Source organism: Maribacter stanieri, from assembly GCF_900112245.1.
Taxonomy (GTDB): domain Bacteria; phylum Bacteroidota; class Bacteroidia; order Flavobacteriales; family Flavobacteriaceae; genus Maribacter; species Maribacter stanieri.
In genome coordinates this window covers 152,751-178,359 of the sequence record NZ_FOYX01000001.1, presented here as the reverse complement: position 1 = coordinate 178,359, position 25,609 = coordinate 152,751, and the positions used below count along the sequence as shown (strand labels likewise).

Sequence of the window (25,609 nt, the reverse complement as noted above, 5' to 3'; positions counted from 1 at the left end):
ACCCCTAGCCCCTCCCAAGAGGGGAGAGTTGCGTTTTTGTTTGTGGGTTTTGGTTGCTGGGCGCTTCCGTTTGTACAACTACTATTGCTCTATCAGAATTCTAAACTTTAGCAAAATGATTTTTTACAAAAGCTACTTGTTCATTATCTGTAATGTTGTCTGATGATGCTACATCAATCTTAATATTCTTAAAATGTGAATCTTTATTCAAATAATTGTGCAATTCTACTTTTGCGTTTGTTGGTCCAAATAGCAGCACATGGTTATATTTTAAAATTTGAGCTCCAATTGTGTCATAGAATTTTTCATTCATTTGCTGTCTTTTATTATGCATAAGGTTTTCGCTCCTGTTCAATGCATCTTCCTTTGTATCTGATGTAAAACTAGATGCAATAGATCCACATTCTTTTCTTGCATCGATATCAATTAAATTAGCGATGGAGTGATCCATCCAAATACCTAAATTACTTTTTGCTTTCATATCTAATGATTTTGTTTTTGAATTTTACCAAGAATACTTTCTATAGCAGTTTTAATTTTATCGATAGCACCTTTTACGGCTTGATCCATAGTATCTGCTTGATTAGAAACCGCAATGGGATTTCTGCCCTCTATTCTTGCTTCTAGCAGACACGAGATATCATTGAATCCGTCTTTTCTTCCATTCTCATCTTTTAAATGAACCTCTACTCTGGTAATGTGAGACTCAAACCTTTGTAATGCCTCTTTAATCTGAGAAGAAAAAAAATCGGCATTTCTTTTTTCTCCATTAATGGTTTTGTCTGTATTTATCTGGATTGTCATATGTATAGTTTTTTAGTGTTTTTCTGAATAGGTTTCTAGTATCATATTTAGGGAATCTAAATATCCTTTTAGCGCTTTGTTATTTACTTCTTCTTCATCTTTAAAAAAGATTCGTGGTATTTCATTTATGTATTTAACCAGTTCTGGATGTTCCTCCTGTATTTTTATGGTTGTTAATCGAATATTAGTATTAAGATCATTTTGTGATTCCATTTCTTCTGATTTTAATCTTATTATATTTTTTAAAAGGGATTGTTATAGCACTTTTTTATAGCCATTATCATTTATCTTTTTGTTGTTTTTTTATGGTCGGCTTATCAATGTTGTATTCTTTGTTCAGCTGATTGGTATTACCGGTCGGATTCGTTGGATTGGTTTGCTCTTTTGTTCTATTGAATTTCTTTCTATCCTTAATCATTCCCATATCTATTGTTTTAATTGTTCATTCATAGTATACAGCTTTAATACTTGAACTTTACCAATACTATCTTAAACTCAAGAAGTTATGCTGAGAAGGTACTGTTTAGGGATAGATACTATTAATTTCTGCTAAGCTTTTAGTGGAATAATCTTGAGAAGAAATTGGTTAGGGAGTTTAATGAAATCTTCAGTATCGTAGCACCCACCCCTTAATCTCCTCCCAAGAGGGGAGAATTGCGTTTTTGGTTGTGGGTTTTTTGGTGGATGGGGAGTTGCGTTTTTGCAATGCCCCGCTCACCCAACCCTAAAGGTGCCATTGCGCAGTTTGGTGCTGTTGTGTGGTCTTAATCTAATAAGCTTAATCACAGTCACGGTCTGTTCCCCTCTTGGGAGGGGCTAGGGGTGGGTATTTTGGGTTTTGGCAAGTTGGGAGATGGTGACAAACGAGTTCTCGATACAAATTTTAACAATCTTCGAAAATTCACTCGAAGTGACAATGTTACTTAGAACGAAAGGGCTAACATTTATTGAATTGAATATGCATCGTCTGTTCGAGTGGTTTTAAGTTGTAATGCAATGGGAACTTAAAATTGTATCGAGAACCCTTTGGTACACGAATGTTTCTCGATACAAACTCTTCGTACCTCGTAGTTCACCCGAAGTGACAAGAGTACTTATAACGAACAAGCTAACAAGAGCTGAATGTAGAACGCCTTATTCTATAATCTCATAATCTATACTCAGCTTTCGCAAAGCCCTTAAAGCTGAACCAGAATTCTTATCGCTTACTTCAATAGCTACTGCATCACCTTCTAAAAGAATATCTGTAAGTTCATTGGCAAGCGAATCGCTAACATTAGATGATAATTCTGTAATGCATTTCGCTATCGCTCTTCTATCTGGTCTTTGAGCATCACAAGTCAGTAAATTGATTTTCATAAGGGTAGTTTATACATGCAAGATACCAGTGTTGGGTGAGGTAAAGGGTATAGGTCTGCAATTATTCAATTTTAGTTACTATCTGTTCCCCTCTTGGGAGGGGCTAGGGGTGGGTTCTTTTGAGTTAGTATGTTCAATGAAATCTTCATCATCGCAGCACCCACCCCTTAATCCCCTCCCAAGAGGGGAGGTTTTCGTTTTTGGTTGCGAGTTTTTGGTTGTTGGGGAATTGCGTTTTTAAAAGAACTATTTCGTCTGTTTTATCTAAAAAAATTATTTAAAGTCACTAGCTGTTCCCCTCTTGGGAGGGGCTAGGGGTGGGTTCTTGTTTGTTCTAATTTCTCAATTATTACTTTAATCTCTTCTAAAACAAAATCTAAATTATTCTTCACATCAGTATCTGAAAACCTGAGCATATGTACTCCTAGAGATTCTAAGCGTGCTTGCCTTTTCTTATCTTTTTCCTCGTGTCCTTCTTTAAAGTGAATACTACCATCTACTTCTATTGCGAGTTGAAGATCTTTGCAATAAAAATCAACTATATATTGATCGATAGGAATTTGTCTATTAAATTTTTGACCTAGCTTTTTACCTTTAATCTCTCTCCATAGCGCAATTTCACCAAGAGTCATGTTGTTTCTTAGTATTCTAGCGAGTTCAACTAAATTTAGGTTGTATGGAATAATCTTTCTCATCGTAAGACCCACCCCTTAATCCCCTCCCAAGAGGGGAGAAGTACATTATTGATTGCGAAATTAGAGTTAGTTGAAACTTCTGTTTTCATAAAATTATTCTTAGATTATATTTTAATTAAAGACGCTAGTTGTTCCCCTCTTGGGAGGGGCTAGGGATGGGTGATAAGACTAAATAATCTCACACTATTCCACCTTCTTACCATTCATTTCTTGCCCGTTTTGAAATAGAGTTAAACTTTCAATTGCTCCGTTTTCATCTTTAATAAACTGAATTTGAGCAGCAACTTCTTTTAAGTAAAAAGTATCGTTCGATTTGGCGAGAATATCCAACATCGGCTGCCCTGTTGCTTGTGCTTTTAATTGCTTGCCTTCTTTGGTTATGGTAATTTTAAAAGTGGGCATTAATTCATAGACACCTATGTAGCTTTCTAATAGTGGCTCTGGTACTTCGAACACTTTTGTTAAGTTACTGGTATCGACACCTAATTTTGTAAGCATATCTATGGCATTTTCATTACCAGGATTCATTTCTACCGCTTTTGTATAGTTCTCAATAGCACCTTTGTTATCGCCAGATTTCATTAATGCTTCGGCATAACTATCATATACATTGGCAGATTTTGGATACGCGTCTACGTTCAGTTTAAAAACTTGAATAGCTTCTTTGGTTTTGTCCGATCTCAATAGTTGATATCCCGTTTGGTTCATTTCATTTTCATTGACATCAAAATCTTTGTTGTCTTTATTTTTATTAAAATATGCAACCCCTGCATCAATACCTTTTGATGCTATGACCTCTAAAAGTTTAGATGCTAAAGGAGTTTTAGGGAGGTCGTAACTTTTATCGTTTATGATACCAAGTATAGATTGCGTGATTTTACCTAATGGGGCACCACCTGTATTGTTTAAAAGCACAATCAATGACTTGTCTGAAAGCTGTCTTGAAATTTGTGTATTGAATCCGTTAATACCACCAGCATGGGTAATTACTGCTATACTATCGGTTGTGTTACCTAAGGCTTCATTACCAACCATCCATCCGTAGGCATAATGAAAACTACCGAAAGCGGGTGTGTGTGGTTTAAAATACATATCCATATGTTTTTGGGATAACAATTTGTTGGTATACAATGCTTGGTCCCACAGGTATAAATCTTCTACGGTAGCGTATAACGATCCTGCAGCATACGGAATAGACATATCTAGGAAAGGGGAATTGATAAATCCGTTTCCATTATTTTCATAACCTGTTGCTCTATTTTTTAGGATGTCGGAATGATGATCGAATCCGGATTCCTTCATACCTAATGGAAAAAATATCTTCTCGTCTAGCATTTCTTCATACGTGTTACCGGATAGTTTTTCAATAAGCACTCCCAATAAAAAATAACCGGAATTACTGTAATTGAACTTTTCGCCGGGAGTAAACTCTAGTTCCATATCTTGAAACTTTGTAGTAAACTCTTCTGGGGTGTACGGGTCTCTACTTACGTCTTTGAAAAAATCGGGAAATGACGTGTAGTTCGGTATACCAGAAGTATGGGTTAATAAATAATGGGTGGTAATTTTGTCTCCGTTTTCTTTTGGATACTCTGGCAAGTAGTTAGTAATAGGTGCCTGCAGATCTAGTTTACCTTCGGCTACCAATTGTAGAATAAGCATGGCAGTAAATTGCTTGCTCACAGAGCCTAGGCGATGTTTGGTGTTGGGGTTGTTTGGAATATCCCATTCCATATTCGCCATGCCATATCCCTTTTTGAAAATGACCTTTCCATCTTTGGCAACTAGAGCAGAACCATTAAATTTAGAATAGGCTAGATATTCTTTTAAAAGTTCATCTATCTGTTCGGCTTTCGTTTGGCCGTATGCTACAGTACCTGAAAATAATATTACGGAAAAGCCTAAAAGAAGTGTTCTGATTAAAATGTGATGCGATGATTTCATGATGTTCGTTTTTTAATTGATTGACTATAGTACCAACAAGTGGCTTCTACTCGATAATCGAGATTCAAATGCCGCGACGATTGGGTCGAAATATTAATTATTTTTCAATACAATGTATCGCGGGCTTGCCCCGAGGTTATTTACTTTTCATTCTTATAAATGACTCCGTCTTTCATAACAAATTTTACATTCTCTAAAGTGGATATATCTTTAATAGGATTTGCATCTACGGCAATAATATCTGCTAGTAACCCTTGTTTTAGCTCACCACGATCCGTAAGCCCCAACATTTCTGCACTATTGGTGGTAGCTGTTTGTATAGCTTCCATAGAATTCATGCCACATTCCATTAATGCCGCAAATTCAATAGCATTTTTTCCATGAGGGATGATAGGCGTATCTGTACCAAAGGCAATTTTGACGTTTGCTTTAATGGCATTTTTAAGGTTTTGCTTGGCAATAGGCATTACATATTTAGCTTTACCGGCCATAACAGGATCCATTTTGTCGATCATAGGCTCGATTATGGTAGCGAGTCCTCTTGTCGGTACTAGGTAAACACCGTTTTCTTTCATTAACCGGATGCCTTCATCATCTATTATAGAACCGTGCTCAATAGAATACACGCCAGCTCTAATAGCTTCTTTAATACCTTTGGTACCATGTGCATGGGCAGCTACTTTAATGTGATGTCTTGCAGCTTCGTCTACAACGGTTTTCATTTCTTCATTACTTAATTGTTGTGCGCCAATGGCATCTTCCATAGAAAGTACACCTGCCGTGGCATGCATTTTAATGAATTTTGCTCCGTGCTTAATTTGATAGCGTACCGCTTCGATGGCATCATATTTTCCGTTGATGATTCCGTCATTAGGACCAACAGTCACTAATCCCTCGGCAAGACCAAGAGAAATATCTCCGTGTCCGCCACTAATAGAAATCATATGTCCCGAAGGAATAATTCTAGGTGCAGCGATCATCCCTTTATCAGAAGCCTCGGAAACGGCAACATCGATAAGCTCGGGTGTAATGTGTAATTGCCCTATACTTCTTATGGTAGTGAAACCGGCCATTAATGTTTTTTCTGCGTTGACCACAGCCCTAACGGTACCTTGGCTAGCACTTTCTTTATACACATAATCCCAGCTACCAGTAAAGTCACCGTCTAAATGCACATGCATATCCATAAGACCTGGCAATAATATTTTGCCTGTTAAATCGACTGTTTCAATACCTTCGGGAAGTGCCTTTGGGTTAATGGCTTTAATACGTCCGTTTTCGATAAGAAGATTAGCAGGAGAAATTAATTTTCCGGTTCTGACATCTAAGTACGAATCTGCTTTTATCAGTTTAGATTGTGCATGAATTGAGATGGATGTGGTTACAAATAGGAATAACAGTAAAAAATGTTTCATAAATGGTAGTTTGGTTCTTGTAGCCTTTTATTGGGCTAGGTTAATACTAAATATTTTGAATATGAAAACTAACAAGCATTCACTTCTTCCCAAAAGGATTGCGAATAATAGTTTCAGAATTTTTATTTATTAATTGTGCTAAAGTGGTAGGGGAGTGTACTTAGCTTGGTCTACTGCAAGATACAGAAGTTTGATGGTATTTTTCTTATGATATTGAAATTCAGAAAAGAGCGTTTTAATTTAATATTAGGTTTATAAATTTAATACCATAATTAAGTTCTAAATGGTGTTTTGGTTTAAGATATGATTTTTGCTGATTTATGTACTGATAGCATAAAAATCGTCCCATTGAAGGGTTTCATGCCCTTTACCATCTCTCAAGATATTCTTTGCCATGGCTTGCCCTAAAATGCTCACGGGAACACCTCTGTACTTTCTTAAACCTCCAAGTAATACCGGTTTTAACAATGGCCATACTTTCAAGGTAATTGCTTGCCCAATACCGTAGCGATTGTTGGGCGTTAATATCATAGAAGGTTGAAAAATACTTAGTCGGTCAAAATTCAAAGCTTTTAGCTCTTCTACCAACTCGCCTTTAGTACGGAGGTAAAAAGATGATGAGGTAGAACTAATACCTACCGATGCCAATAATTCAAAATGTTTCACTCCGGCTTTTTTACATTCCGTCGCAAAATCCAATACTGCGGTTTTATCGATTTTTATAAAATCTTCTTTACTGATTTTTGAAGGCTGACCAACCCCAAGTGTACAAATTGCAATGGTATTATTTTGTACAAAGTTCTGGTAAGAACTAGCATCACCAATATCTATTTTATGCTGTTGCACGTTGCTTGCAGTAATATTCGAAATAGGACTTCTGCCCAACAAGGTAATTTGCTTAATATTCTTTAACTGAAGAAGTGTATGTAAGGCTTCTGTACCTACTGCACCACTTGCCCCTAACATAACAACTGATACTTGATTGGATTCTAAAGTCATGGTCTATTTTTATCTTAGGCTAAAGTCGATAATTTATAGCGCTCTTAACCAATTTTCAAAGACAGATTGAATTTAGTACTTACTGAAGAACTCCCATAACAGTTCATTGGCATTAATGCCCGAATTTTCTAAAGTAGGTAAATCGTGTCCAAATTCTTTCAACTTATAATACCAGACTTCATTGTCGTTTATACACGTTTTGTAGTGATAGGCATCAATAGTATTTGAAATAGTCAAAGTGTCAATTTTAGTACAATGATTAAATGTACTCCAAAAGTTCATTACCAAATCCATATGTGGAGCACCTCCCCATCCGTATTCAGTAGACATGCTGCCGTCGATAGGAACAACGCTATCCTTTACTCCGGAAATCTGTAAAATAGGTATAGGTTTGGAGATTGTTTTTCTGGTGTCCCAAACGCGCCCTGTCATAGTTCCCGTTACAGAAGCTGCAGCTTTAAATACCTCTGGAGCTTCTGCAGCCAAAATATAGCTCATAAAACCGCCATTAGAAATGCCACACGTAAAAGTTCTATCTGTATCTAGTTTATAAGTGGTTTGTAGCTCTTTTGCCAGTGCAGTTAAATAGCCAACATCATCAATAGATGTAGAACCTAGCCCGCCAGACCAATAGGGCTGGCCTGTATTAACATCTAAAGTGCCTTGTGGGTAGCAGACAGCAAACTTGTGTACTTCGGCAAGACTATCTAATTGAAGGCTCTGCATATGGTCTTTTGCGTAACGCCCATAACTATGTAGCACAAAAACTAACGGTGCATTTTCTGGTAATTTTTCAGGAATATAAAGGAAATATTCACGGTCTATTTTGTTGTGATGAAACGTTGAGGTGTAGAGTCGTTTATTACAAGAATAATAGAGTAGTGGACACATGATTAAGGTCAATATGATTTTAAGTAGGTGCTTCATTACCAAAGTTTTTTTATGACAAATGTGCTTATCTATTCAATCTCACTTTCAAGAATTTCAATAATTTTTTCCATTTTTTCTTTAAGTGTTTGTCCCTCTAAATTACAAACTTGAGAAAATGTAAAAATGAAGGTGACTAGACCTTCTAATCTTGGGTCTTTTAAAATAGCATCCACAGCTATTGGTTTTTGGCTTTTACCGATGGTTGAAATTTTGTCGTTTTTACCCTTATCCAAAAATCCCATTCTAAGTTCTTGTGCCCTCCAAAAAACGTGGTTTGCATTACGCATAATACCTACTTCTTTCATAAAAGGTATTATTTCGGAAATGTAATGGTCATGTTGTATATGTTCAGATTCTGAATAGGCTTTAACGTCCGATGTCCAGTGAGACAAAGCTTGTTTCAGTGAGTCATTTTGTATCAATTTAATATTGCCAGAATTCATCACATCATTTTCTATGGGGTCAAAAGTTGGATCCATAAAAAAAGTAGCGAAAATTACAGAAAGTGAATCTTCACTTATAGTTTTGTCTTTTGCGGTAATGTCCAGAACATTTAAGCTTTCAGCGATTAGTCTACGCCTCATTTCAATTTTATTTTCTAATTGAATAAGGTTCGCTTTATAATCTGTTGCTAACTGTTTTAGAATTACCTGTTCTTGCGCTAAACTTTTTCGATTTTCATTGGAGTTGTTAATAGCCAAGGCAATCAATATTCCAACAACCACTAGAATAATTTCCCCTACGGCGTATAGTAAGTACTTACTGAATCTACCTGTCGAAGAGGAAGGATTGTTTTCAGAGATAAGTTGTAGACGAATTTTCCGAAAGAATTTTATCATAGGTATATTTTTAAGCTAAGAACTATATTTTTCTGCATACCCGATCATTGCTGAGTGCGGAAATGAGTATCCATTCTCTTTTCTAAAAGGCTCGCAATTTTTAATAAAATCAGCTTTAATGGCTTGTTGTTTCTCTTTAGGAAATAAATGCAGGTTGCCCCAATCCCAACAGCCATTTATAAGTGGGTCTAGCGAATCCATCTTCCACTGTGTATCTAGCTTTTCTAGTTTAAAATTTTTCAGATTCGCCTGAGTTGCAAGTTGGTCATAAGTTCCAAAATCTGTAACTCCGAATAACGGACCGTGAGGCAGTGCTGATAATTCGTGATGATTAGAGAAGGCTTGAAAAAAAGCACCTAACGAACTTTGTTCTTCATTTGCTCCCCAAACAGCGAAGGCAAATTTTCCATTTGGTTTAAGAACTCTACTTATTTCTTTAAAAACCTTACTTGGTTCTGCGAAATGATGCACTACAAAATTGGAAATCACCACATCTTTTGAGTTGTCTTCAACTGGAATGTTCTCTGCATCAGATTGTTTAAAGGTGATATTTTGATGCGTACTACTTGCTTCCGCTACCATTTTTTCGGAAAAATCTATTCCAATTACGTCAGCTCCAGAATCACTAATTTTCTTAGTAGAGTTACCTGCGCCACAGCCAATATCCAATACAGAACTAGTAGGTTTAATATCCGTTTTTCTTATTAATAATGGTAAAGTTTCATTGGTTAAGGTAGCCCAAGTATCATTATAACTGGTAGCGCATCTTGTCCATGTTTCCAGTTCATATTCACGAACTTCATTGTTATTTGGTTTACTCATAGTAATGGTTTTAGAAATTTATTGACTTAAATTTTTTGGGAACCTTTTAAAAGCATTTACCAACACAAATATTGGTGTATATGAAAATAGATAGCTGACAGCTTTATGTATGTAGCTGTTATTTAACTGTTTGGGTAAAAGTGGTAGGGGAAGTAATTTTTAACTTATAATCTTCAAGATACTAAGATTGAATTACTTTTATAGTGTAGTAGTGGTTAAAAAATGAAAAAGCCTCTATTTAAGTTTCCTTAAATAGAGGCTTTTAAACTATAATTTATTGCATATTATTTACACAAAGAGCAGAATAATAGTCAATACCATACCGCCCAAAGTAAAATAAACACCTTTTTTAAACACAGTAGTTTTGGGCATAAACATCCAAAAGGAAGAAATTACAAAAAAGAGTAATGACAAGCCGAAAAATATGTTTAGAAAATAAACAGGGCTATTGGTGGTCGCTTTATGTAAGTGCTCCATTTTATCCAAGATAAAAGGAAGCTCCATTTTTTTTACCGTGGCCATACCTGTTTTTGAATTGTATTGGCCTTGTTTAAAATAAACGATATCTCCTTCTGTTTTTTCAGGTTTTACGCCGCCTTTGATGCGAAGAGCACCACTAAGTTCACCGGCAGACAAGTTTGGGTCCAATTGTCTTTCCGTTATTTTTTCGCTCTTTAAAAAATCGGTAGTTCTAAAAATCATGATAATTCCGCTAATGGCGTACATAGCCATAATACCAGCTAGGAAGAAACCTAAGTAGCGGTGAATAATTCTCATGCGTAATCCTGTAGTCATTCTCATTTTTTAATTCTTAATGGTTGTTGTTCTGTCTGCAAAAATAGAAACATCTATACTAATGGAATTAGACATTGTTTTTATCGAAAGGTTTAATATGTCTTATACATTTGAAAGGATAATTAGAATGGATAAACTATTTCATTAAAAAAAAGCCCCAAGAAGAAAAATCTCCTTAGGGCAATCTCCGTTGTTTGGTAATTGTAATTATTTATATGCCTTTACACGTTCATCGGCTATAACTCCGTTCCAGTTCAATCCATATGCAAAATCATATGAATTACCTTCAGAATCTATATACGGCTGCATATCTCTTGGTACATCTTCAAATTGAGCCTCTACGGTTAACATATCGGCAGGCATTTGAAAGGGGAGTAGTGCAGAAGGTTCTGCAGCTCCTGTAATAATTTCCATTAAGGCTTGGTCTTGAACGCCCATGTGAATTAATATGGAAGAAGCACTTTTCTCGATTTCAGAAAAAACCATTGGTTTAGAAACTTTTACGGAAACGATAACGGGTTTGTTGCCCATTTTTTTCTTCGTCTCGTTGACCAATTGCATATCTGTTGTATTAATAGTTTTAACAGATTTTCCTTTATAAGATCTATTCGTAAAATCTTCTAATGGACTACCACCGGCTAAACTAACTTCACGAGCAGTAGTTGCAGTATAATCTCCATACTGTAAATTAATAGGAACGTAACCATTGCCCCCTTTTTCTAGATCGTTACGGTTATAACCAACACCGCCATCTGGACTATAAATACCAACTAGGGCAAAATCTGCCTCTTCTGGTGTAGATACCACGTCAAAGTATTTGGCTACCACCTCTAGATTGTAAGGGTCAACCATTTTTTCTTCAGATGTCATACCCCACCAATTGGTACTTGGTGCAACATATCGTTGTGGTATGTACACCTTCTTTTTATCTTTAATTGGTAAAGTGTTTTTTTGATTTTTAAGCATCACTATTGATTTCAATTGTGCGTTGAAACCAGCTTTCATGAATTCGCTATTACCTACGATCTTAGAAGTTTCGGTAACATCTAAATAAGGATTTTCAAATAGTCCGACTCTGAAAATATTGGTCAGTAAACGAACGGCCGAGGCTTCAAAACGGGTACGCATAGCTTCTGCCCCATGTTCGGCAACGCCCATATTATAGGCTTCTATTACCGGTCCCATATCATTGTTTCCGCCAAATTGATCTACACCTGCAGCAATTGCCTTATAATGACGCTCTGCAATGGTCATAGTCTCTACGCCCCAACTTTTACCTTCAAATTTGTCAACCGCCTTAACATCGTTTGTAATGCCCCAATCGGTACAGATTACACCGTCGTAACCGTATTCTCCACGAAGTACATCTGTTAAAAGGTATTTGTTGAATCCGTTACCAACCGCTTCACCCTCACCGTCTGAAATGGTATAATAAGGCATAACGGCAGAAGCCATTTTAGTAGGTCCGTTTAACTTAAATGCCCCTTCCGTAAAAGGCTGTAAATGATCTTTTATATTTTTTCCTGGGTAAACAGCATAAGCACCATAACCAAAGTGACCATCACGACCACCTTCTTCTGGACCACCACCTGGCCAGTGTTTTATCATGGCATTGACACTTTGTGTTCCCCAATCGCCACCATCTGATGACTGAAAGCCATCTACATAGGCACGTGCCAAATCTGTAGTCAAATCTGGATCTTCACCCATAGTACCATCAAAACGGCTCCAACGTGGTTCCGTAGCCAAGTCTATCTGAGGAGATAAGGCAGTTGTAATACCCAAAGCCCTATACTCTACAGAGCCAATTTCCCCAAATTGCTTCATTAATTCTGGATCAAAAGATGCGGCAATGCCTAAAGTGCCGGGCCACATAGAAATTGCGCCACCTGCACCGGCATTGAATTCTGCATAAGAATCACTGCCATGTCTTGGGTCTGAACTGGTATTTACCGGTATACCCAAATACAAACTCTCAGCGAATGCTTGGGCATTATTGTTCCATTGTGCAGCTACTACCGGACTTTCAACTGAAGTAATCAATACATGGCGTAAATGATCGTCTGTTAAAAATTTCTTTTGCCCGTCAGATAAATCACTAGAAGCAGCGCCACTTTCGTCAAATGGTTTTCCGTTATATACCGAAGAGCCATATCCACGGCTACCAGATGGTATTGATTGGTGTGAGCTGTATAACATAAGTCCCGCAATATCTTCAAGACTCATCTTACTTGCCAAATCCTTGGCTCTTTCCGTTACAGGTAATCGCCAATCTTCATAACTATCTAGGCTTCCGTTTTTATTCAAATCTTTAAACGCATATCTATCTTGCGCAATAATGGCAACGCCAGATTCGGTTGAATATCCTAAAGTAGCACCATCTTCATTTGTAACTATAGTAATACCTTCTTTAACTTCAGAAGTATATTTTTCACTACAACTTGCCATCATAGAAAGTATGATGAAGGTAGTTGCGCTAAATTTGAAAGTTATTTTTTTCATTGATTTATTTGTTAAATTGATATTCTAGGAAATTAAATGTTGAGGGTTTATTTAAAGAATGAAATGCTGCCAACGACCATTTTAACTATCTGAACGACAGGGCTTTTTTATTCGTAATAAATAGGATCAACTATTTAATTGCCTAAAACAATACTGAATAATTCTTTATCCAGCTGTGGCTTTACTTCACACGTAACATCAAAATGCATCGTTGCGGTATTGTTACTGTTATACGCTGGCCACTCTGGTAAGCCAGCATGATTAGGATTACCGGTTTTTGCAAAATTTAGCCATGCGCTACTCATTTTATCAGCAAGTTGATGAGCTTCTTCACCGCCACCGGTCATTTTATTGGCAAGGTCTATATTGTCAAAAACAAACGGAAGTTCCATACAATGCAGTGCCTTATATTTACCATCGAAAACTGGAGATTGCCATGTAAATAAATACATATATACGGGTGCTCCATTTAACCCAGATTTGTCATTGGCTTCTTGTACGGCGCCAGGTCTAAACATGGTGTCTACATCTAGAAGGTCTTTTGCTTCTGTATCGTTTGGATAGGCTTTTTTAACGGCTTTTACATAGGCATCAGCTTTGTCTTTGTAGGTATCTTTAATGTGCTTCATGATGGTTTCATCAGAAGCTCCAACAAAACGCATATTAGCAAAAGGGGCGAACTCGTTTTTTGCGGTACCAATTAAAAAAGGAATATCCTTAGAAACTGCTAACGCTTCTTTAGAGCTTAATTGATATGGAAGATCCGTGCCATCTCTACTAGGCCCCCAATTTAATCCGAAACCAATAACAGGTTTGCCTGCCGCTTTCATTTGTGCGCCTACAACTTTAAGTGCTTTGCCACTTGCTTCTGCTAAAACTTCAAAAGGTATATTTTGAATACTGTCAACATTCGTTGTGTTTAAACCGAGAATCTTTAATGTTTCTGTGGCAATTGCTTGCGTATCTTCTTTCTCTAACATGGCCGTTCTAAAAGAGCCACTTTGATTTATAGCTTTATGAAAAAGTCCTTTAGCTTTAGGCATCGCCATAAGGGTAGTTACTTTGGCTCCACCACCAGATTGACCAAAAATGGTAACATTATTAGGGTCGCCACCAAAGTTTTCGATATTGTTCTTTACCCATTCTAGCGCCTTTACCATATCTAGAATACTGTTGTTGGCAGAGTGCTTATATTTTTCGCCATGAGCGGATAAATCTAAAAAACCAAGAACATTTAACCGGTGATTGATGGAAACGACCACTACATCACCCTTTTTAGCTAAGTTCTCTCCGTCATATGATGGTAATTCGTGACTAGAGCCGGTTGTGAATCCGCCACCGTGAATCCAAAATAATACCGGTCTTTTTTTAGCGGTAGTTGCTTGAGGTGTCCACACATTTAAACTAAGGCAATCTTCATTTGGAAATCCCCAATCATGATCAAAAACGAATTCAGATTCATCTTGAATAGCAGTAGTAGGATTCAATAAAGGAGCAACCGGACCATACATGGTCGTGCTTTTAATACCTTCCCATTTTGTAGGGTTTACGGCAGCTTCAAATCTTTTTGCCTGTGCATAGGGTATACCTTTAAACGTAGTAATATCATTATGGATATAACCCCGTATTTGTCCGAATTTAGTATTTGTAGCAGGAACCTGTGATCCCGTAAGTACCACATCTTGCGCAGAAATAGAAGTACAGAATATCGTAACGACTAGTATAGTCGTTAATTGAATAAGATTTTTCATAATGTTTCTTGTAGTTTTAACTGCTTATTTAAACCCTATTTCTTTAAGTCCGTCATGACTAATTTTAATGGCATCTAAAGGCTTAAGACCTTCAAAAGTCATGTCTTGCTCTACCATGTAGTATTTCATGCCAGAAAGTTCTTTGTTATCAAGAATATTTTTGAAACCTATAGAACCTGTACCTACTGGTGCAAATCTACCTTGTTCATCCATATCCTTAACATGCCATATTTTAAAACGACCTGGGTATTTGTTGAAGTAAGCAATTGGGTTTGCTTCAGCTTTTGTTACCCAAAATAAATCCATTTGAAAATTCAATAATTTAGGATCTACATTTTCTAATAGGTAATCTATAGGTACGATACCGTCAGTATTTTTCTTGAACTCAAAATCATGATTATGGTATAATAATTTCAATCCTGCCTTGTTCGCTTTCTCGCCAAGTGTAGTTAAAATTTTAGCCAAATCTTCAACTGTACCGGTCATGCCCATTGTTCTGTTTTCTTGGTTAAAAGTAAACATACCCATCGGTGGAATTGGAACTACAAAATATTTGAAACCTGCAGCCTTTGCATCTGCCATCATTTTATCTGCATTGTCAAGAGTAACCGCACTTTGGTGCGTACTTATTGGTTTTAATTTTAAAGATTTCAATAGGTCTTTAAAATCAGTAGGTGTCATGCCGTAATACTTGCCATCTTCATAACCAGCTGCTTCTATGTTCTTATAACCGGCATCTGAAACGGCTTGTAGAGTTGCCTTAGCATCTGTGCCCATGTCATCTCTTACCGTATAAAGTGCAAGACCGCCAAATTTCTTTTGGGCATAGGTCGTTAATGTAGCGCTCATGAAAATGGCGAGAACGAAACATTTTAAAAAGTTGTTGAGTGTTGAGTTTTTCATTGTTGTTGTTTTAATAATTTGATTTAGAATTAATTTTTTATGTAAAGCTGTATAAGTACGGAGCTTTGTGAGCCTTGCCTTCAAAGAGTTTTTCGTGCCGTTCTAATATGTCTAAGGATAGCATTTTACGCTGAAAACTTGTACGTCTTAATTTTTGGTCTAAAATAGCCTCAAAGACTTGTTGTAATTGCTTCATGGTAAATTTCTGAGGTAGCAGGTTCATGCCAATTATTTTCTCGCTAATGTTATTGCGAAGAACCTCAAGTGCTTTGTCAACAATATCATTATGGTCCATCATTAATCTTGGAACATCTTCAATTGCATACCAGCCAATACTATCTGAAAGGTGATCAGGTTTTGGGTCTACGTCTTCGTAATTTATTAACGCATAATGACCTACGGTTATAAAGCGGTTCATCATCCATTTATTTTCTTCTATATCTTTATTATTTGCTTCTAATATTTTACGCATTGCAAAAGAATCAGATCTGTCAAGAGATCCAAAAACTTGAAACTGATCTAAAAACACATTTTTTAAGCCGGTACGTTCTTCTACCCCTTGGTCTACCGCCTCTTTTAAGCTTTGGTTTTTTCTGATAAATCCGCCAGGAAGTGCAAAAAAACCAGTATTCTGATATTCAAGAATAAGTATTTTTAGTGTTTTCCCATTAAAGCCGAAAATGACACAATCATAGGAAAGGTTGGGTATGAAATTCGTATTATCTGAACCTTTCATTAGTGAATTTGATAATATATTAGTTGTAATATATCAAATAAAGCACAAAAATATATGGAATCAAAGAATTATTGTCATAAAGTGAGACAATAGACAAAATATGCTGATTAAGAATGGGCTAGCATTCTTAATCAGCATATTTATAGCTAATGATATGTCTAAAAGACTTATGCGTTAATACCTTTGTAATACCATACGTTCATACTTTCTAAAGAATCTCTAACAATACAATTGTTAATGAGCGTTCCTGCCAAAATAAAACCGTGTTTACTAAAAGTAATATTTAATCCGTAAGAAGTGGCCCTAACCATTGTGTATATGGTTTTGCAGCAAAGTTTATCCATTTGTTTTTTAATCTCTTGTACCAAGAAATAAGATAAATTTTGACCTCTATAATCTGGATGAGTTACAAAATCAACAATTTCAACATTTGCCTCATTGGTATTCACGTCTAAAATGGCAGAGACTAATAATTCTCCGTTTTTATACAGGCCATAAAATTGATGGTCCAATTGCTCTAGTTGGGCGAAATAAGAAACATCTTTAATTTGATGAGGATGATATTTGTAAGCTTTCTTGTGCAAATCTTCTAATGTACTAAAATCACTAGAAGAAAGCTCTTTAATGTCGAGATTCAATGGCAACTCAAAATGTGAATCTGTATTTGGTTTATTGGCTGCCTTCGCAATGGTTTTTACAGTGGCAATTGTCTTATTGTTTTTTTCATCATTCAAAAGACGTTTTTGATTGGTATAATCGGCAAGAAAATAACCATCTATAGTACCATTATAAAGTCCGGGGATTTTAGCTTCTATCATAAACCCTTTAGACTTAAAAGTATTCACCCCTTTCTCAGAGGCCTTGCCAAGAATTTTTTCATATTGCTTTTCTTTTGCAAGTTGTTTCATTTTAGGAAGTAGGCTGTCTAAATCAACATGATCTGCTTCGGTTAAATAAATACGATTGTGCATATTGCCATGATAGACTAATGCACCGTCTATGTTTTCAATTGTTTCAAACATAAATTTCGATTTTCTAGTAAATTATTCCGTTAGCTATTCTCGAACTTGACCATCTCCAAATACATAGTATTTATTGGTGACCAATTGCTTGAGACCAAGTGGCCCCCTATGGTGAAGCTTATCTGTACTAATGGCTAATTCTGCGCCAACACCCATTTGCCCGCCATCTGTAAATCTAGTAGATGCATTTTGATACACGGCAGCACAATCTACTTCTTCCATAAATTGCATGGCCGAATTTTTATTGGTGGTCATTATAGTGGCAGAATGTCCTCCAGAATTATCGTTGATTTTCTCAACTGCTTCTTCAAGAGATTCCACAGAACCCAAACAACATTTCATGGCTAGAAATTCTTCTTTCCAAACGGATGGATTTTCTATGCGATTAGCTACTTTAATTAAGGAACTGACATCTGAGTCTACCAAAGTTTCTACACCATTTATAGTTAGTAAGTTGTAAAGGTCCTTTAGCTTATCCTCATAATTTTCAATTTGTGAGCTAATTAATATTTTATCCAATGCATTGCACGCAGATATTTTAGCGGTTTTTGCATTAAGAATAACCTTTACACTTTTCTCCCAATTGGCATCTTCATCTATATATAGAAAATTATTACCGCGGCCACTAACTAACACGGCGCATGTGGCATGTTGCTTTACAAAGTTTATAAGACGCTCGCCACCACGTGGTACAATCAAATCTAACTTCTCTGGCGGATTTTTCAAGAACATTTGGGTTTCTTCTCGGTTTAAAATCAATTGTTGAATGAAATTCTTTGATAAACCATTTTCCTCTAATGCCTGGTGCCAAAGTTCAACAAGAACGGTGTTGCTATGTAATGCCTCTTTACCACCTTTTAGAAAAATCTTGTTGTTAGCTTTAAATGCTAATACAGCCGCTTCAATGGTAACATCTGGTCTAGATTCATAAATAATTAAAATAGTGCCAAATGGAGAGGTTCTATTATTTATTTCTAATCCGTTCTCCAATAACTTTGTAGAAATAGTCTTGCTCACTGGATCTTCTTGTGACCTAACTTCTTTAATAGATGCGATCATACCATCAATCTTGCCATCGGTAACAATTAACCGGTCGTACATCGCTTGGTCTTCTAGATTAAATAGTTCTAAATCTTTTTTGTTAGCAGTAAGAATGCTATTTCGGTTACTATCCAAAAGTTGCATCATACTACTTAAAACCTTATTCTTTATATCTGTTGAAATTATTTTCATAACGCTTCTGCTTTTTCTTCTAGGGTCACTTTTGTACCCACATTTTTTCCGTCTATAATATCAATTATGGTTCGGTCTTTTTTACCGTTTGCAATGTAGGTAGGTATGTTGTTGGCAGCTGCTTGTTGGGCATAATCTAATTTAGACCCCATGCCACCACGACCTTCACCGGCTTTTTTATTACTGTCTTTTATAAATTCATCAAGATTTTCATCAGGATTTACATGTTCAATAAGATCACTACTGTCTAAATTTGGGTGACCTGTGTATAGTCCGTCAATATCAGTTAGAATAATCATCTTATCGGCATCAATAAGCTGTGCAATTAAACTGGCTAGCTCATCATTATCTGAGAACATGCTCATGGTTACCGAAACGGCATCATCTTCATTTGCAATAGGAATTACACCTTCAGATAATAATCCTTCGACACAATCAATCATATTCTGTCTATGCACACCTGGTGTAAAATCTCGCTTTGTAGGCAGTACCTGTGCACATTTCATTCCGTAATCATTAAATATATTGTAATACAAACGCATCATACGCGGTTGCCCAATGGCTGAGTATACTTGCCTGCGTTGTGTATCGTCTTCAATAGATGAAGCACCTAATACTTCACGCCCCGCAATAACGGAGCCTGAAGAAACTAGTACGGTTATTATATCTCTTTCATATAATTCAGCAATTTGTTGTACCAAATTTCGCAATACCGGTCTCACAATACGATTGTCCTTATTGGTCATTACGTTGGTGCCTACCTTAATTACTATTTTCTGTTTATACATTTACCTTTTCTTTTCCAAGTTCAACGGCACGTTCAAATGCGGCGAACGCAGCTTCTTTAATTAATTCTCCTACATTATTATTTTCCATAGAATCAAGAGCGGCACGTGTGGTACCGCCTTTACTGGCAACTTTGTCCATCCAAGAATTTGGTGACAATTCATTTTGATTAAAAAGTTCAATAGCTCCCGTAAATGTTTGTGCTACTAATACCTTAGATACATTAGGTGTAAAGCCCATTTTCAATGCAGCTTCCATCATGCTTTGCATAAAGTAAAATACATAAGCAGGACCACTACCAGATATTCCGGTAGAAGCATCTATGAAATTTTCATTACTTACTTGAATAGACTTCCCTGTAGTGTCCAGCAAACTTTCAATAGTCAGCAGTTCAATTCTGGTTACTTCTTCAGAAGCAACAAAAGAGGTTAACCCTCTGCCTATTGATGCTGGTAAATTAGGCATGGCACGCACTATTTTTGTGAGTCCCGTTAAGTTTTGTATGGTTTCTATAGTAACACCAGCCATTATCGAAATAACGATTTGACCAGGTTTTACTAACGGATTTAATTTTAGAAAAACACTCTCTGCATGATAGGGTTTTACGGCTATAAAAATGATATCTGCCTGTGGGGCACATTTCTTTAAATCATCAAAAGCATCAAATTGTGGATTTTCTCTTAATTCTTCTAATTTATCTTCAGAAGTATCAAGTACCATTATATTTCTTTTCTTCAGTAATTTTGATTTGGACATGCCTTCTGCATACGTCAATCCCATGTTTCCGGCTCCTATTACTAGTATTTTCATGAATTCAATTTAAATTATTGGATAATATATGTGTGATTGTTTTTTTAGATAAAAAGCATTTTTTCAATGGCATTATTTTTACGCCCAAGGTAAATTTGCTTATAAGTGTGTAATGTTTTTATGCGAATGCCCATAAAGTATTTTGCAATAGACGTCACTTTCGCTTTTTTAAGTCCGGTGCGTGTTCTGTATAATTCTTTGATATGACTTTCTCTTTTGATGTAAATAAATTTCATGTAATAATATTTAAAGCAGTAACATAACATATGCCTTGCCAACTCCAAATTAGAGGTGTTAAGCTTGTGTTATACTATTGCTTACAGATGTTAATAATAAGCTCTAAATGAGAATTTTAGCTAGTGTGTTTAGCTTGTTTTTATAAATAAGCGCGTAAGATTTCTGTATTATTTGTGCGGCGTAACGATTTTAAACCTTTGTCTTTTATTTGACGCACACGTTCTCTGGTTACATCAAAAACTTCACCAATTTCAACCAGGCTCATGGCGGGTTGGTTGCCTAAGCCAAAGAAAAGGCGCAAGACATCTCCTTGGCGCTCTGGTATTTTTTTCAGTACCTGATTAATGTCGGTCTCCAAAGATTCTGCAATCATTCCTTTATCTGGACTGCTCATTGTGGTAGACTCTAGCACGTTGTATAAAGATGAAGATTCGCCCTCTTTAAAAGGGGCATCCAAAGAAATAGATTTACCTGAATTCTTAATTGAACTTTTAACTTTTGACACATTTATATCTAGTTCCGTGGCAATTTCACCGGCACTTGGCGGTCGTTCATTGGCTTGCTCTAAAGTGGAATATACTTGATAGATTTTAGTGTTTACGGCTATTTTATTCTGAGGTATGCGTATCATCCTAGATTTGTTGGATAGCGCTTGTAGAATAGATTGGCGAATCCACCAAACGGCGTAAGAAATAAATTTAAATCCTCTGGTTTCATCAAAGCGTTTAGCTGCCTTGACCAACCCTAAATTGCCTTCATTGATAAGGTCGGTTAGGCGCAGACCTCTACCTTGGTACTGCTTAGCGGCAGACACCACGAACCTTAAATTTGCGCTCACTAGTTGGTCTAGTGCTTTCTGATCACCATCACGAATTTTCTGTGCCAGTTCTACCTCTTCATCTGCAGTAATTAAATCTATTTTACTGATTTCTTGGAAATATTTTTCTAATGATTTGGCATCTCTGTTCGTAATTTGTTTGGTAATCTTTAATTGTCGCATAGAATATAATTGGGTTAATCTATAACATAGTAAAAAATAGTTAAAATGCAAGAAATTTGCACGTTTTGTGATTTATTTGACTATTTTCAATGGTTTTTTGCTTGTTTTTGGGTGAAAACGAGAGTTTTTTGATAATTTTTAAAAAATGTGGTTTATTGATTTTCAAAAAAAACGAAATTCAATTTTATTGAGTTAAGATTATCCTTTCAATTTGCTTTATTTGCATATACTGTTTAAAACGATTTGTTGAAAATTGTGTTATTCTTGTAGCGCAATTGGCTTTGGCATGTTTAGAATTTTGACCGTTAATAGTAATATGGATACTTCAATTTAGCATTCTTATGAATAAAAAATTTCATTTTCTCGATGATGGTGGTGAGATGGGTAGGTTAATGAGAGAGAAAGACTGGTCTTTAACACCACTAGGAAAACCTGAAGGTTGGCCGCAGAGTCTTAGAACTACGCTTAATATCTTATTGAACTCTCCATTTCCCATGTTTTTGTTTTGGGGAGACACTTTAAAAAGTTTTTATAATGATGCTTATAGACCAATTTTAGGTGTTGATGGTAAACATCCAAATATATTAGGTTTAAATGCTAAGGAATCTTGGGCTGAGATTTGGGAAGATATTGAGCCAATGCTTAAAGTAGTTACTGATCAAGGAGAATCTATTTGGCGGGAGAACCTAATGATTCCTATTTTTAGAAATGGTCAAATGGAAGATGTTTATTGGACCTTTAGCTACAGTCCTGTAAAAGATGAGTCTGGTCGTATTTCTGGGGTTTTGGTTATAGTTACCGAAACTACCGAGGCTGTATTGGCAGAGCGACGATTGAGAGAAAGTGAACGTAGGTTTAGGGAACTAGCGAATCTTTCCCCGGTTTGGATTTGGATTACCGATAACGATATTAATATTGAATATGCCAACAGGGCATTATTAGATTATGTAGGTGTAGAAAAAGAGTCAGAATTTACAGGACAAGTGTGGATAGATGTGGTGCACCCCGATGATTTGGCTGTAGTATATGCCGGTTTTGGAAAAGCATTAGAACAACAGACAGGTTTTGCCTTAGAATATAGGGTTATAAATCATGCTACTAGTAAATTTGAATGGTTTAAAGTATTGGGCGTTCCTAAATTTGAGGAAGGTAAAATGGTAGGTTTTATTGGTACTGCCATGAATATAGACAAGCAAAAATCATTTGCTGATCAATTAAGGGAAGAAGTAAGTAGTAGAACAAAACAACTGGCAGATAGTAATTTAAAGCTAGAGGAAATGAATAAAGAACTTCAATCCTTTGCTTATATTTCCAGTCATGACTTACAAGAACCGCTACGTAAAATTCAAATGTTTTCTGAGGTGTTGATGGAGAAAGAATATGATAAACTATCATCTTCAGGAAAGACCAAGTTTGAAAAAATACAGTCTGCTGCATACAGAATGCAATCATTAATAAATGATCTTTTATCATACTCTCGTACAGATACCGAAAAAAGGATATTTGAAACAATCGATTTAAAAAATCTCGTAGACGATGTTAAAAATGATTTAGGAGAAGAATTAAGTAAAAAGGGTGGTACAATTACGCTAAAAAATTCAATTGAAATTGAAGTGGTAAAATTCCAATTTCGCCAATTGATGTACAATCTTTTATCGAACTCCATTAAGTATTCTAGAAGCGATGTAGCGCCAGTAGTTACAGTAGAAACAGAGATAATTACAAATGCTAAATCTATAGATGAGAATTTATTAAATAATAAAGAATATGTTCAAATCACCATTACCGATAATGGAATTGGATTTGAAGAGCAATTTTCTAAAAAAATATTTGAAGTATTTCAACGACTACATTCTAAGCAAGAGTATGTTGGTACAGGTATTGGATTGGCTATTGTAAAAAAGATTGTTCAAAATCATTTAGGAAGTATTAGTGCAGAAGGCATTCCAGGCGAAGGTTCTGTGTTTAAAATATTGGTACCTAAAAATCAATAGTTTTTTGGTCTGGAGTATCGCTTTTTCAATTCATTTATAGTCATTTGCTTTGTTTGGTTAGCGAGGTCATATTTTTAATATTCCCCTAATCATCAGTAAACTACAGGCAGCGATACCATTTTAATAAAAATTTAGTGTAAAATAGTTTTAGAGTTAAAGCATCTTCTTTTAAGGATACTATTTGCATTTCATGCAGTCTACTTTTGACACATGAATACTACAATAACAAAATCGGCAGGTATGGGTGCTGTCATAAATGATGGTGCTGTAACCTTTAGAGTGTGGGCTCCGAATGCGAAGAAGGTTTTCGTAGGTGGTAGCTTTAATGATTGGAATAAAAAAGAAATTGCTCTAGAAGCAGAAGAAAATGGCTATTGGGCAGTAAGTACCGATGCAGCTTCTGAAGGAGATGAGTATAAATTCTTTATTGAATATAACGGTAAACTGTTATCTAGAAATGATCCATATGCTTTTGAAGTAACCAATAGCGATGGTAATTCTATTATTAGAAGACTAGATTTTTCATGGGACGATGCCGATTTTAAAATGCCAAGTTGGAACGAGCTTGTTATTTATGAACTACATGTAGGTACATTTAACCGTTCTGCTCCAGAGGCTGTTGGCACGTTTGAAGATGTAATTACCAAACTACCTTACTTAAAGAAATTAGGTATTAATTGCATTGAATTACTACCTGTTGCAGAATTTGCCGGTGGCATATCTTGGGGATATAATCCTGCACACCCATTTGCTATTGAGCAAGATTATGGTGGTCCTGATGGATTTGCCAAATTGGTAAACGAAGCGCACAAAATAGGAATTGCCGTAATCATGGATGTGGTTTACAACCACTTTGGTCCGTCTGATGTAGATTTATGGCATTTTGATGGATGGAGCGAGAATGATAAAGGTGGAATTTATTTCTACAATGACCATAGAAGCGATACACCTTGGGGAGATACTAGACCAGATTATGGTAGGGAAGAGGTAAGGCAATATTTGAGGGACAATGCATTAATGTGGATTGAAAAATATCATTGTGATGGTCTTAGAATGGATGCTACATCTTACATACGTTATGAGGCTGGTGGTCTTGGATATGATACTGAAATTGAAGAAGGTAATATTCTTATGCGCGATATCAATTCAGAAATTCGAGAGAAGTATCCACATGTACTTACTATTGCAGAAGATTTAAAAGGTGATAGTAGGGTAACGGATTCTATAGAGGAAAATGGACTGGCTTATGGCTCTCAGTGGGATATGAATTTTGTACATCCGGTAAGAGAAGTAATTGAAGATACACATGATGACAGCAGAGATTTACAGAAAGTAGTAGATGCCTTAGAATTTAGGTATAGTAATGATGCCTTTAGTCGTATTGTGTATACAGAATCTCATGATGAGGTAGCTAATGGTAAGGCAAGAGTACCAGAAGAGATTCAGCCTGGTGATGCAGAAAGTGATTTTGCTAAAAAAAGAGCCATTTTAGGTATTGTACTTACATTGACCGCGCCTGGCATACCCATGTTATTTCAAGGGCAAGAATTTATTGAGGACGAATATTTTCAAGATACCGAAGGCTTGGATTGGGAAAAGGAAAAGAAACACAGGGGTATAGAGAAATTGATTGGAGATATTATAAAATTGAGAACAGGAGAATCTGTAGGTGCTAAAGGATTGCGAAGTCAGCATATTGAAATCTTGCACGTTAATCATGATACTAAGATATTGGCTTATAACAGATTTGATGCTAATGACCCCACAGAACCAGTACTCGTAGTATTGAATTTTAGTAACCAAGAATATGAAAATTATGGTATTGGTTTAAAAGCAAATGAGCCTTTTGAATTAAAGATAAATGCGGCCAGTAAAATTTATGATGAAGCTTTTTCTGAGTTGCCAGTGGATAGTGTTGAGGTGGTAGAAGAGAATACAGATGCAAAAAATTGGACTGGGAAGATTAATATTCCGGCATACGCTTCTTTAATTTTTACCAAAGCTTAATGATTTTCCTGTAGTTTATTACTTAC

The 25,609-nt window shown here is 36.1% G+C and carries 25 protein-coding genes; 2 read left to right on the top strand and 23 right to left on the bottom strand.

Going from position 1 to position 25,609, the window contains the following annotated elements; all coding sequences use genetic code 11:
* Nucleotides 1-100: 100 nt before the first annotated feature.
* The 23 genes from BM296_RS00780 to BM296_RS00675 all read right to left on the bottom strand — a co-directional run bounded on the left by BM296_RS00780 (nucleotide 101) and on the right by BM296_RS00675 (nucleotide 21,582).
* Nucleotides 101-481, bottom strand: a complete 381-nt coding sequence (locus BM296_RS00780) for a hypothetical protein (RefSeq protein WP_091900687.1) — start codon at nucleotides 479-481, stop codon at nucleotides 101-103.
* A gap of 2 nt (nucleotides 482-483) precedes the next feature.
* Nucleotides 484-804, bottom strand: coding sequence for an HPF/RaiA family ribosome-associated protein (locus tag BM296_RS00775; RefSeq protein WP_091900685.1), 321 nt, complete (start codon nucleotides 802-804; stop codon nucleotides 484-486).
* Between the two features lie 12 nt (nucleotides 805-816).
* Complete coding sequence (locus tag BM296_RS00770; protein ID WP_073240498.1) at nucleotides 817-1,017, bottom strand: hypothetical protein; 201 nt, start codon at nucleotides 1,015-1,017, stop codon at nucleotides 817-819.
* Between the two features lie 67 nt (nucleotides 1,018-1,084).
* Nucleotides 1,085-1,228: a hypothetical protein gene (locus BM296_RS19350; protein ID WP_170861913.1), complete on the bottom strand. Its 144-nt coding sequence runs from the start codon at nucleotides 1,226-1,228 to the stop codon at nucleotides 1,085-1,087.
* Between the two features lie 710 nt (nucleotides 1,229-1,938).
* Complete coding sequence (locus tag BM296_RS00765) at nucleotides 1,939-2,163, bottom strand: hypothetical protein (RefSeq protein ID WP_091900683.1); 225 nt, start codon at nucleotides 2,161-2,163, stop codon at nucleotides 1,939-1,941.
* Between the two features lie 311 nt (nucleotides 2,164-2,474).
* The gene (locus BM296_RS00760; protein WP_245786948.1) at nucleotides 2,475-2,795 is read right to left on the bottom strand and encodes an endonuclease domain-containing protein; all 321 of its coding nucleotides are present in this window, start codon (nucleotides 2,793-2,795) and stop codon (nucleotides 2,475-2,477) included.
* A 246-nt stretch (nucleotides 2,796-3,041) separates the two neighbouring features.
* On the bottom strand, nucleotides 3,042-4,802 hold the full coding sequence (locus BM296_RS00755) for a serine hydrolase (protein ID WP_091900679.1): 1,761 nt from the start codon (nucleotides 4,800-4,802) through the stop codon (nucleotides 3,042-3,044).
* Between the two features lie 140 nt (nucleotides 4,803-4,942).
* Complete coding sequence (locus BM296_RS00750; RefSeq protein WP_091900678.1) at nucleotides 4,943-6,217, bottom strand: metal-dependent hydrolase family protein; 1,275 nt, start codon at nucleotides 6,215-6,217, stop codon at nucleotides 4,943-4,945.
* A 318-nt stretch (nucleotides 6,218-6,535) separates the two neighbouring features.
* Nucleotides 6,536-7,216, bottom strand: coding sequence for an NAD(P)H-binding protein (locus tag BM296_RS00745; protein ID WP_091900677.1), 681 nt, complete (start codon nucleotides 7,214-7,216; stop codon nucleotides 6,536-6,538).
* A gap of 72 nt (nucleotides 7,217-7,288) precedes the next feature.
* On the bottom strand, nucleotides 7,289-8,143 hold the full coding sequence (locus BM296_RS00740) for a CE1 family esterase (RefSeq protein WP_091900675.1): 855 nt from the start codon (nucleotides 8,141-8,143) through the stop codon (nucleotides 7,289-7,291).
* A 32-nt stretch (nucleotides 8,144-8,175) separates the two neighbouring features.
* Entirely contained in the window at nucleotides 8,176-8,985 is an 810-nt protein-coding gene (locus BM296_RS00735) for a DUF6090 family protein (RefSeq protein ID WP_091900673.1), read from the bottom strand.
* A 15-nt stretch (nucleotides 8,986-9,000) separates the two neighbouring features.
* On the bottom strand, nucleotides 9,001-9,807 hold the full coding sequence (locus tag BM296_RS00730; RefSeq protein ID WP_091900671.1) for a class I SAM-dependent methyltransferase: 807 nt from the start codon (nucleotides 9,805-9,807) through the stop codon (nucleotides 9,001-9,003).
* Between the two features lie 288 nt (nucleotides 9,808-10,095).
* Nucleotides 10,096-10,602 (bottom strand): hypothetical protein, encoded by a 507-nt coding sequence (locus tag BM296_RS00725; protein ID WP_245786947.1) that lies wholly within the window; start codon nucleotides 10,600-10,602, stop codon nucleotides 10,096-10,098.
* A gap of 207 nt (nucleotides 10,603-10,809) precedes the next feature.
* Entirely contained in the window at nucleotides 10,810-13,104 is a 2,295-nt protein-coding gene (locus BM296_RS00720) for a glycoside hydrolase family 3 protein (RefSeq protein ID WP_091900667.1), read from the bottom strand.
* A gap of 134 nt (nucleotides 13,105-13,238) precedes the next feature.
* Nucleotides 13,239-14,855: a carboxylesterase/lipase family protein gene (locus BM296_RS00715; protein WP_091900665.1), complete on the bottom strand. Its 1,617-nt coding sequence runs from the start codon at nucleotides 14,853-14,855 to the stop codon at nucleotides 13,239-13,241.
* A gap of 24 nt (nucleotides 14,856-14,879) precedes the next feature.
* Nucleotides 14,880-15,758, bottom strand: coding sequence for a sugar phosphate isomerase/epimerase family protein (locus BM296_RS00710; RefSeq protein ID WP_091900663.1), 879 nt, complete (start codon nucleotides 15,756-15,758; stop codon nucleotides 14,880-14,882).
* 37 nt (nucleotides 15,759-15,795) lie between these two features.
* Nucleotides 15,796-16,494: an NUDIX hydrolase gene (locus BM296_RS00705; RefSeq protein ID WP_027066080.1), complete on the bottom strand. Its 699-nt coding sequence runs from the start codon at nucleotides 16,492-16,494 to the stop codon at nucleotides 15,796-15,798.
* Between the two features lie 167 nt (nucleotides 16,495-16,661).
* Nucleotides 16,662-17,516 (bottom strand): putative beta-lysine N-acetyltransferase, encoded by an 855-nt coding sequence (ablB, locus tag BM296_RS00700; protein WP_091900662.1) that lies wholly within the window; start codon nucleotides 17,514-17,516, stop codon nucleotides 16,662-16,664.
* A 33-nt stretch (nucleotides 17,517-17,549) separates the two neighbouring features.
* Nucleotides 17,550-18,749: a glutamate-5-semialdehyde dehydrogenase gene (locus BM296_RS00695; protein ID WP_091900660.1), complete on the bottom strand. Its 1,200-nt coding sequence runs from the start codon at nucleotides 18,747-18,749 to the stop codon at nucleotides 17,550-17,552.
* Nucleotides 18,746-19,537 carry a glutamate 5-kinase gene (gene proB, locus BM296_RS00690; protein WP_091900658.1) on the bottom strand — a complete coding sequence of 264 codons (792 nt, stop codon included), beginning with the start codon at nucleotides 19,535-19,537 and terminating at the stop codon, nucleotides 18,746-18,748. Before proB ends, BM296_RS00695 begins: the two co-directional genes overlap by 4 nt.
* A complete protein-coding gene (proC, locus tag BM296_RS00685) occupies nucleotides 19,530-20,345 on the bottom strand; it encodes a pyrroline-5-carboxylate reductase (protein ID WP_091900656.1) in 816 nt (271 codons plus the stop codon). Before proC ends, proB begins: the two co-directional genes overlap by 8 nt.
* A 44-nt stretch (nucleotides 20,346-20,389) precedes the next feature.
* Nucleotides 20,390-20,581: a hypothetical protein gene (locus BM296_RS00680; RefSeq protein ID WP_091900654.1), complete on the bottom strand. Its 192-nt coding sequence runs from the start codon at nucleotides 20,579-20,581 to the stop codon at nucleotides 20,390-20,392.
* A 140-nt stretch (nucleotides 20,582-20,721) separates the two neighbouring features.
* Nucleotides 20,722-21,582 (bottom strand): sigma-70 family RNA polymerase sigma factor, encoded by an 861-nt coding sequence (locus tag BM296_RS00675; protein WP_091900652.1) that lies wholly within the window; start codon nucleotides 21,580-21,582, stop codon nucleotides 20,722-20,724.
* 341 nt (nucleotides 21,583-21,923) lie between these two features.
* Between BM296_RS00675 and BM296_RS00670 the strand changes: the two genes are divergently transcribed.
* Both BM296_RS00670 and BM296_RS00665 read left to right on the top strand, forming a co-directional pair.
* Complete coding sequence (locus BM296_RS00670; RefSeq protein ID WP_091900650.1) at nucleotides 21,924-23,576, top strand: PAS domain-containing sensor histidine kinase; 1,653 nt, start codon at nucleotides 21,924-21,926, stop codon at nucleotides 23,574-23,576.
* A 210-nt stretch (nucleotides 23,577-23,786) separates the two neighbouring features.
* A complete protein-coding gene (locus BM296_RS00665) occupies nucleotides 23,787-25,583 on the top strand; it encodes an alpha-amylase family glycosyl hydrolase (RefSeq protein WP_091900648.1) in 1,797 nt (598 codons plus the stop codon).
* The last annotated feature ends 26 nt before the right edge of the window (nucleotides 25,584-25,609 follow it).

Coding starts and splice junctions, on each gene's coding strand:
- BM296_RS00780 (WP_091900687.1), bottom strand. CDS start 481: ATGAAAGCAAAAAGTAATTTAGGTATTTGGATGGATCACTCCATCGCT.
- BM296_RS00775 (WP_091900685.1), bottom strand. CDS start 804: ATGACAATCCAGATAAATACAGACAAAACCATTAATGGAGAAAAAAGA.
- BM296_RS00770 (WP_073240498.1), bottom strand. CDS start 1,017: ATGGAATCACAAAATGATCTTAATACTAATATTCGATTAACAACCATA.
- BM296_RS19350 (WP_170861913.1), bottom strand. CDS start 1,228: ATGGGAATGATTAAGGATAGAAAGAAATTCAATAGAACAAAAGAGCAA.
- BM296_RS00765 (WP_091900683.1), bottom strand. CDS start 2,163: ATGAAAATCAATTTACTGACTTGTGATGCTCAAAGACCAGATAGAAGA.
- BM296_RS00760 (WP_245786948.1), bottom strand. CDS start 2,795: ATGACTCTTGGTGAAATTGCGCTATGGAGAGAGATTAAAGGTAAAAAG.
- BM296_RS00755 (WP_091900679.1), bottom strand. CDS start 4,802: ATGAAATCATCGCATCACATTTTAATCAGAACACTTCTTTTAGGCTTT.
- BM296_RS00750 (WP_091900678.1), bottom strand. CDS start 6,217: ATGAAACATTTTTTACTGTTATTCCTATTTGTAACCACATCCATCTCA.
- BM296_RS00745 (WP_091900677.1), bottom strand. CDS start 7,216: ATGACTTTAGAATCCAATCAAGTATCAGTTGTTATGTTAGGGGCAAGT.
- BM296_RS00740 (WP_091900675.1), bottom strand. CDS start 8,143: ATGAAGCACCTACTTAAAATCATATTGACCTTAATCATGTGTCCACTA.
- BM296_RS00735 (WP_091900673.1), bottom strand. CDS start 8,985: ATGATAAAATTCTTTCGGAAAATTCGTCTACAACTTATCTCTGAAAAC.
- BM296_RS00730 (WP_091900671.1), bottom strand. CDS start 9,807: ATGAGTAAACCAAATAACAATGAAGTTCGTGAATATGAACTGGAAACA.
- BM296_RS00725 (WP_245786947.1), bottom strand. CDS start 10,602: ATGACTACAGGATTACGCATGAGAATTATTCACCGCTACTTAGGTTTC.
- BM296_RS00720 (WP_091900667.1), bottom strand. CDS start 13,104: ATGAAAAAAATAACTTTCAAATTTAGCGCAACTACCTTCATCATACTT.
- BM296_RS00715 (WP_091900665.1), bottom strand. CDS start 14,855: ATGAAAAATCTTATTCAATTAACGACTATACTAGTCGTTACGATATTC.
- BM296_RS00710 (WP_091900663.1), bottom strand. CDS start 15,758: ATGAAAAACTCAACACTCAACAACTTTTTAAAATGTTTCGTTCTCGCC.
- BM296_RS00705 (WP_027066080.1), bottom strand. CDS start 16,494: ATGAAAGGTTCAGATAATACGAATTTCATACCCAACCTTTCCTATGAT.
- ablB (WP_091900662.1), bottom strand. CDS start 17,516: ATGTTTGAAACAATTGAAAACATAGACGGTGCATTAGTCTATCATGGC.
- BM296_RS00695 (WP_091900660.1), bottom strand. CDS start 18,749: ATGAAAATAATTTCAACAGATATAAAGAATAAGGTTTTAAGTAGTATG.
- proB (WP_091900658.1), bottom strand. CDS start 19,537: ATGTATAAACAGAAAATAGTAATTAAGGTAGGCACCAACGTAATGACC.
- proC (WP_091900656.1), bottom strand. CDS start 20,345: ATGAAAATACTAGTAATAGGAGCCGGAAACATGGGATTGACGTATGCA.
- BM296_RS00680 (WP_091900654.1), bottom strand. CDS start 20,581: ATGAAATTTATTTACATCAAAAGAGAAAGTCATATCAAAGAATTATAC.
- BM296_RS00675 (WP_091900652.1), bottom strand. CDS start 21,582: ATGCGACAATTAAAGATTACCAAACAAATTACGAACAGAGATGCCAAA.
- BM296_RS00670 (WP_091900650.1), top strand. CDS start 21,924: ATGAATAAAAAATTTCATTTTCTCGATGATGGTGGTGAGATGGGTAGG.
- BM296_RS00665 (WP_091900648.1), top strand. CDS start 23,787: ATGAATACTACAATAACAAAATCGGCAGGTATGGGTGCTGTCATAAAT.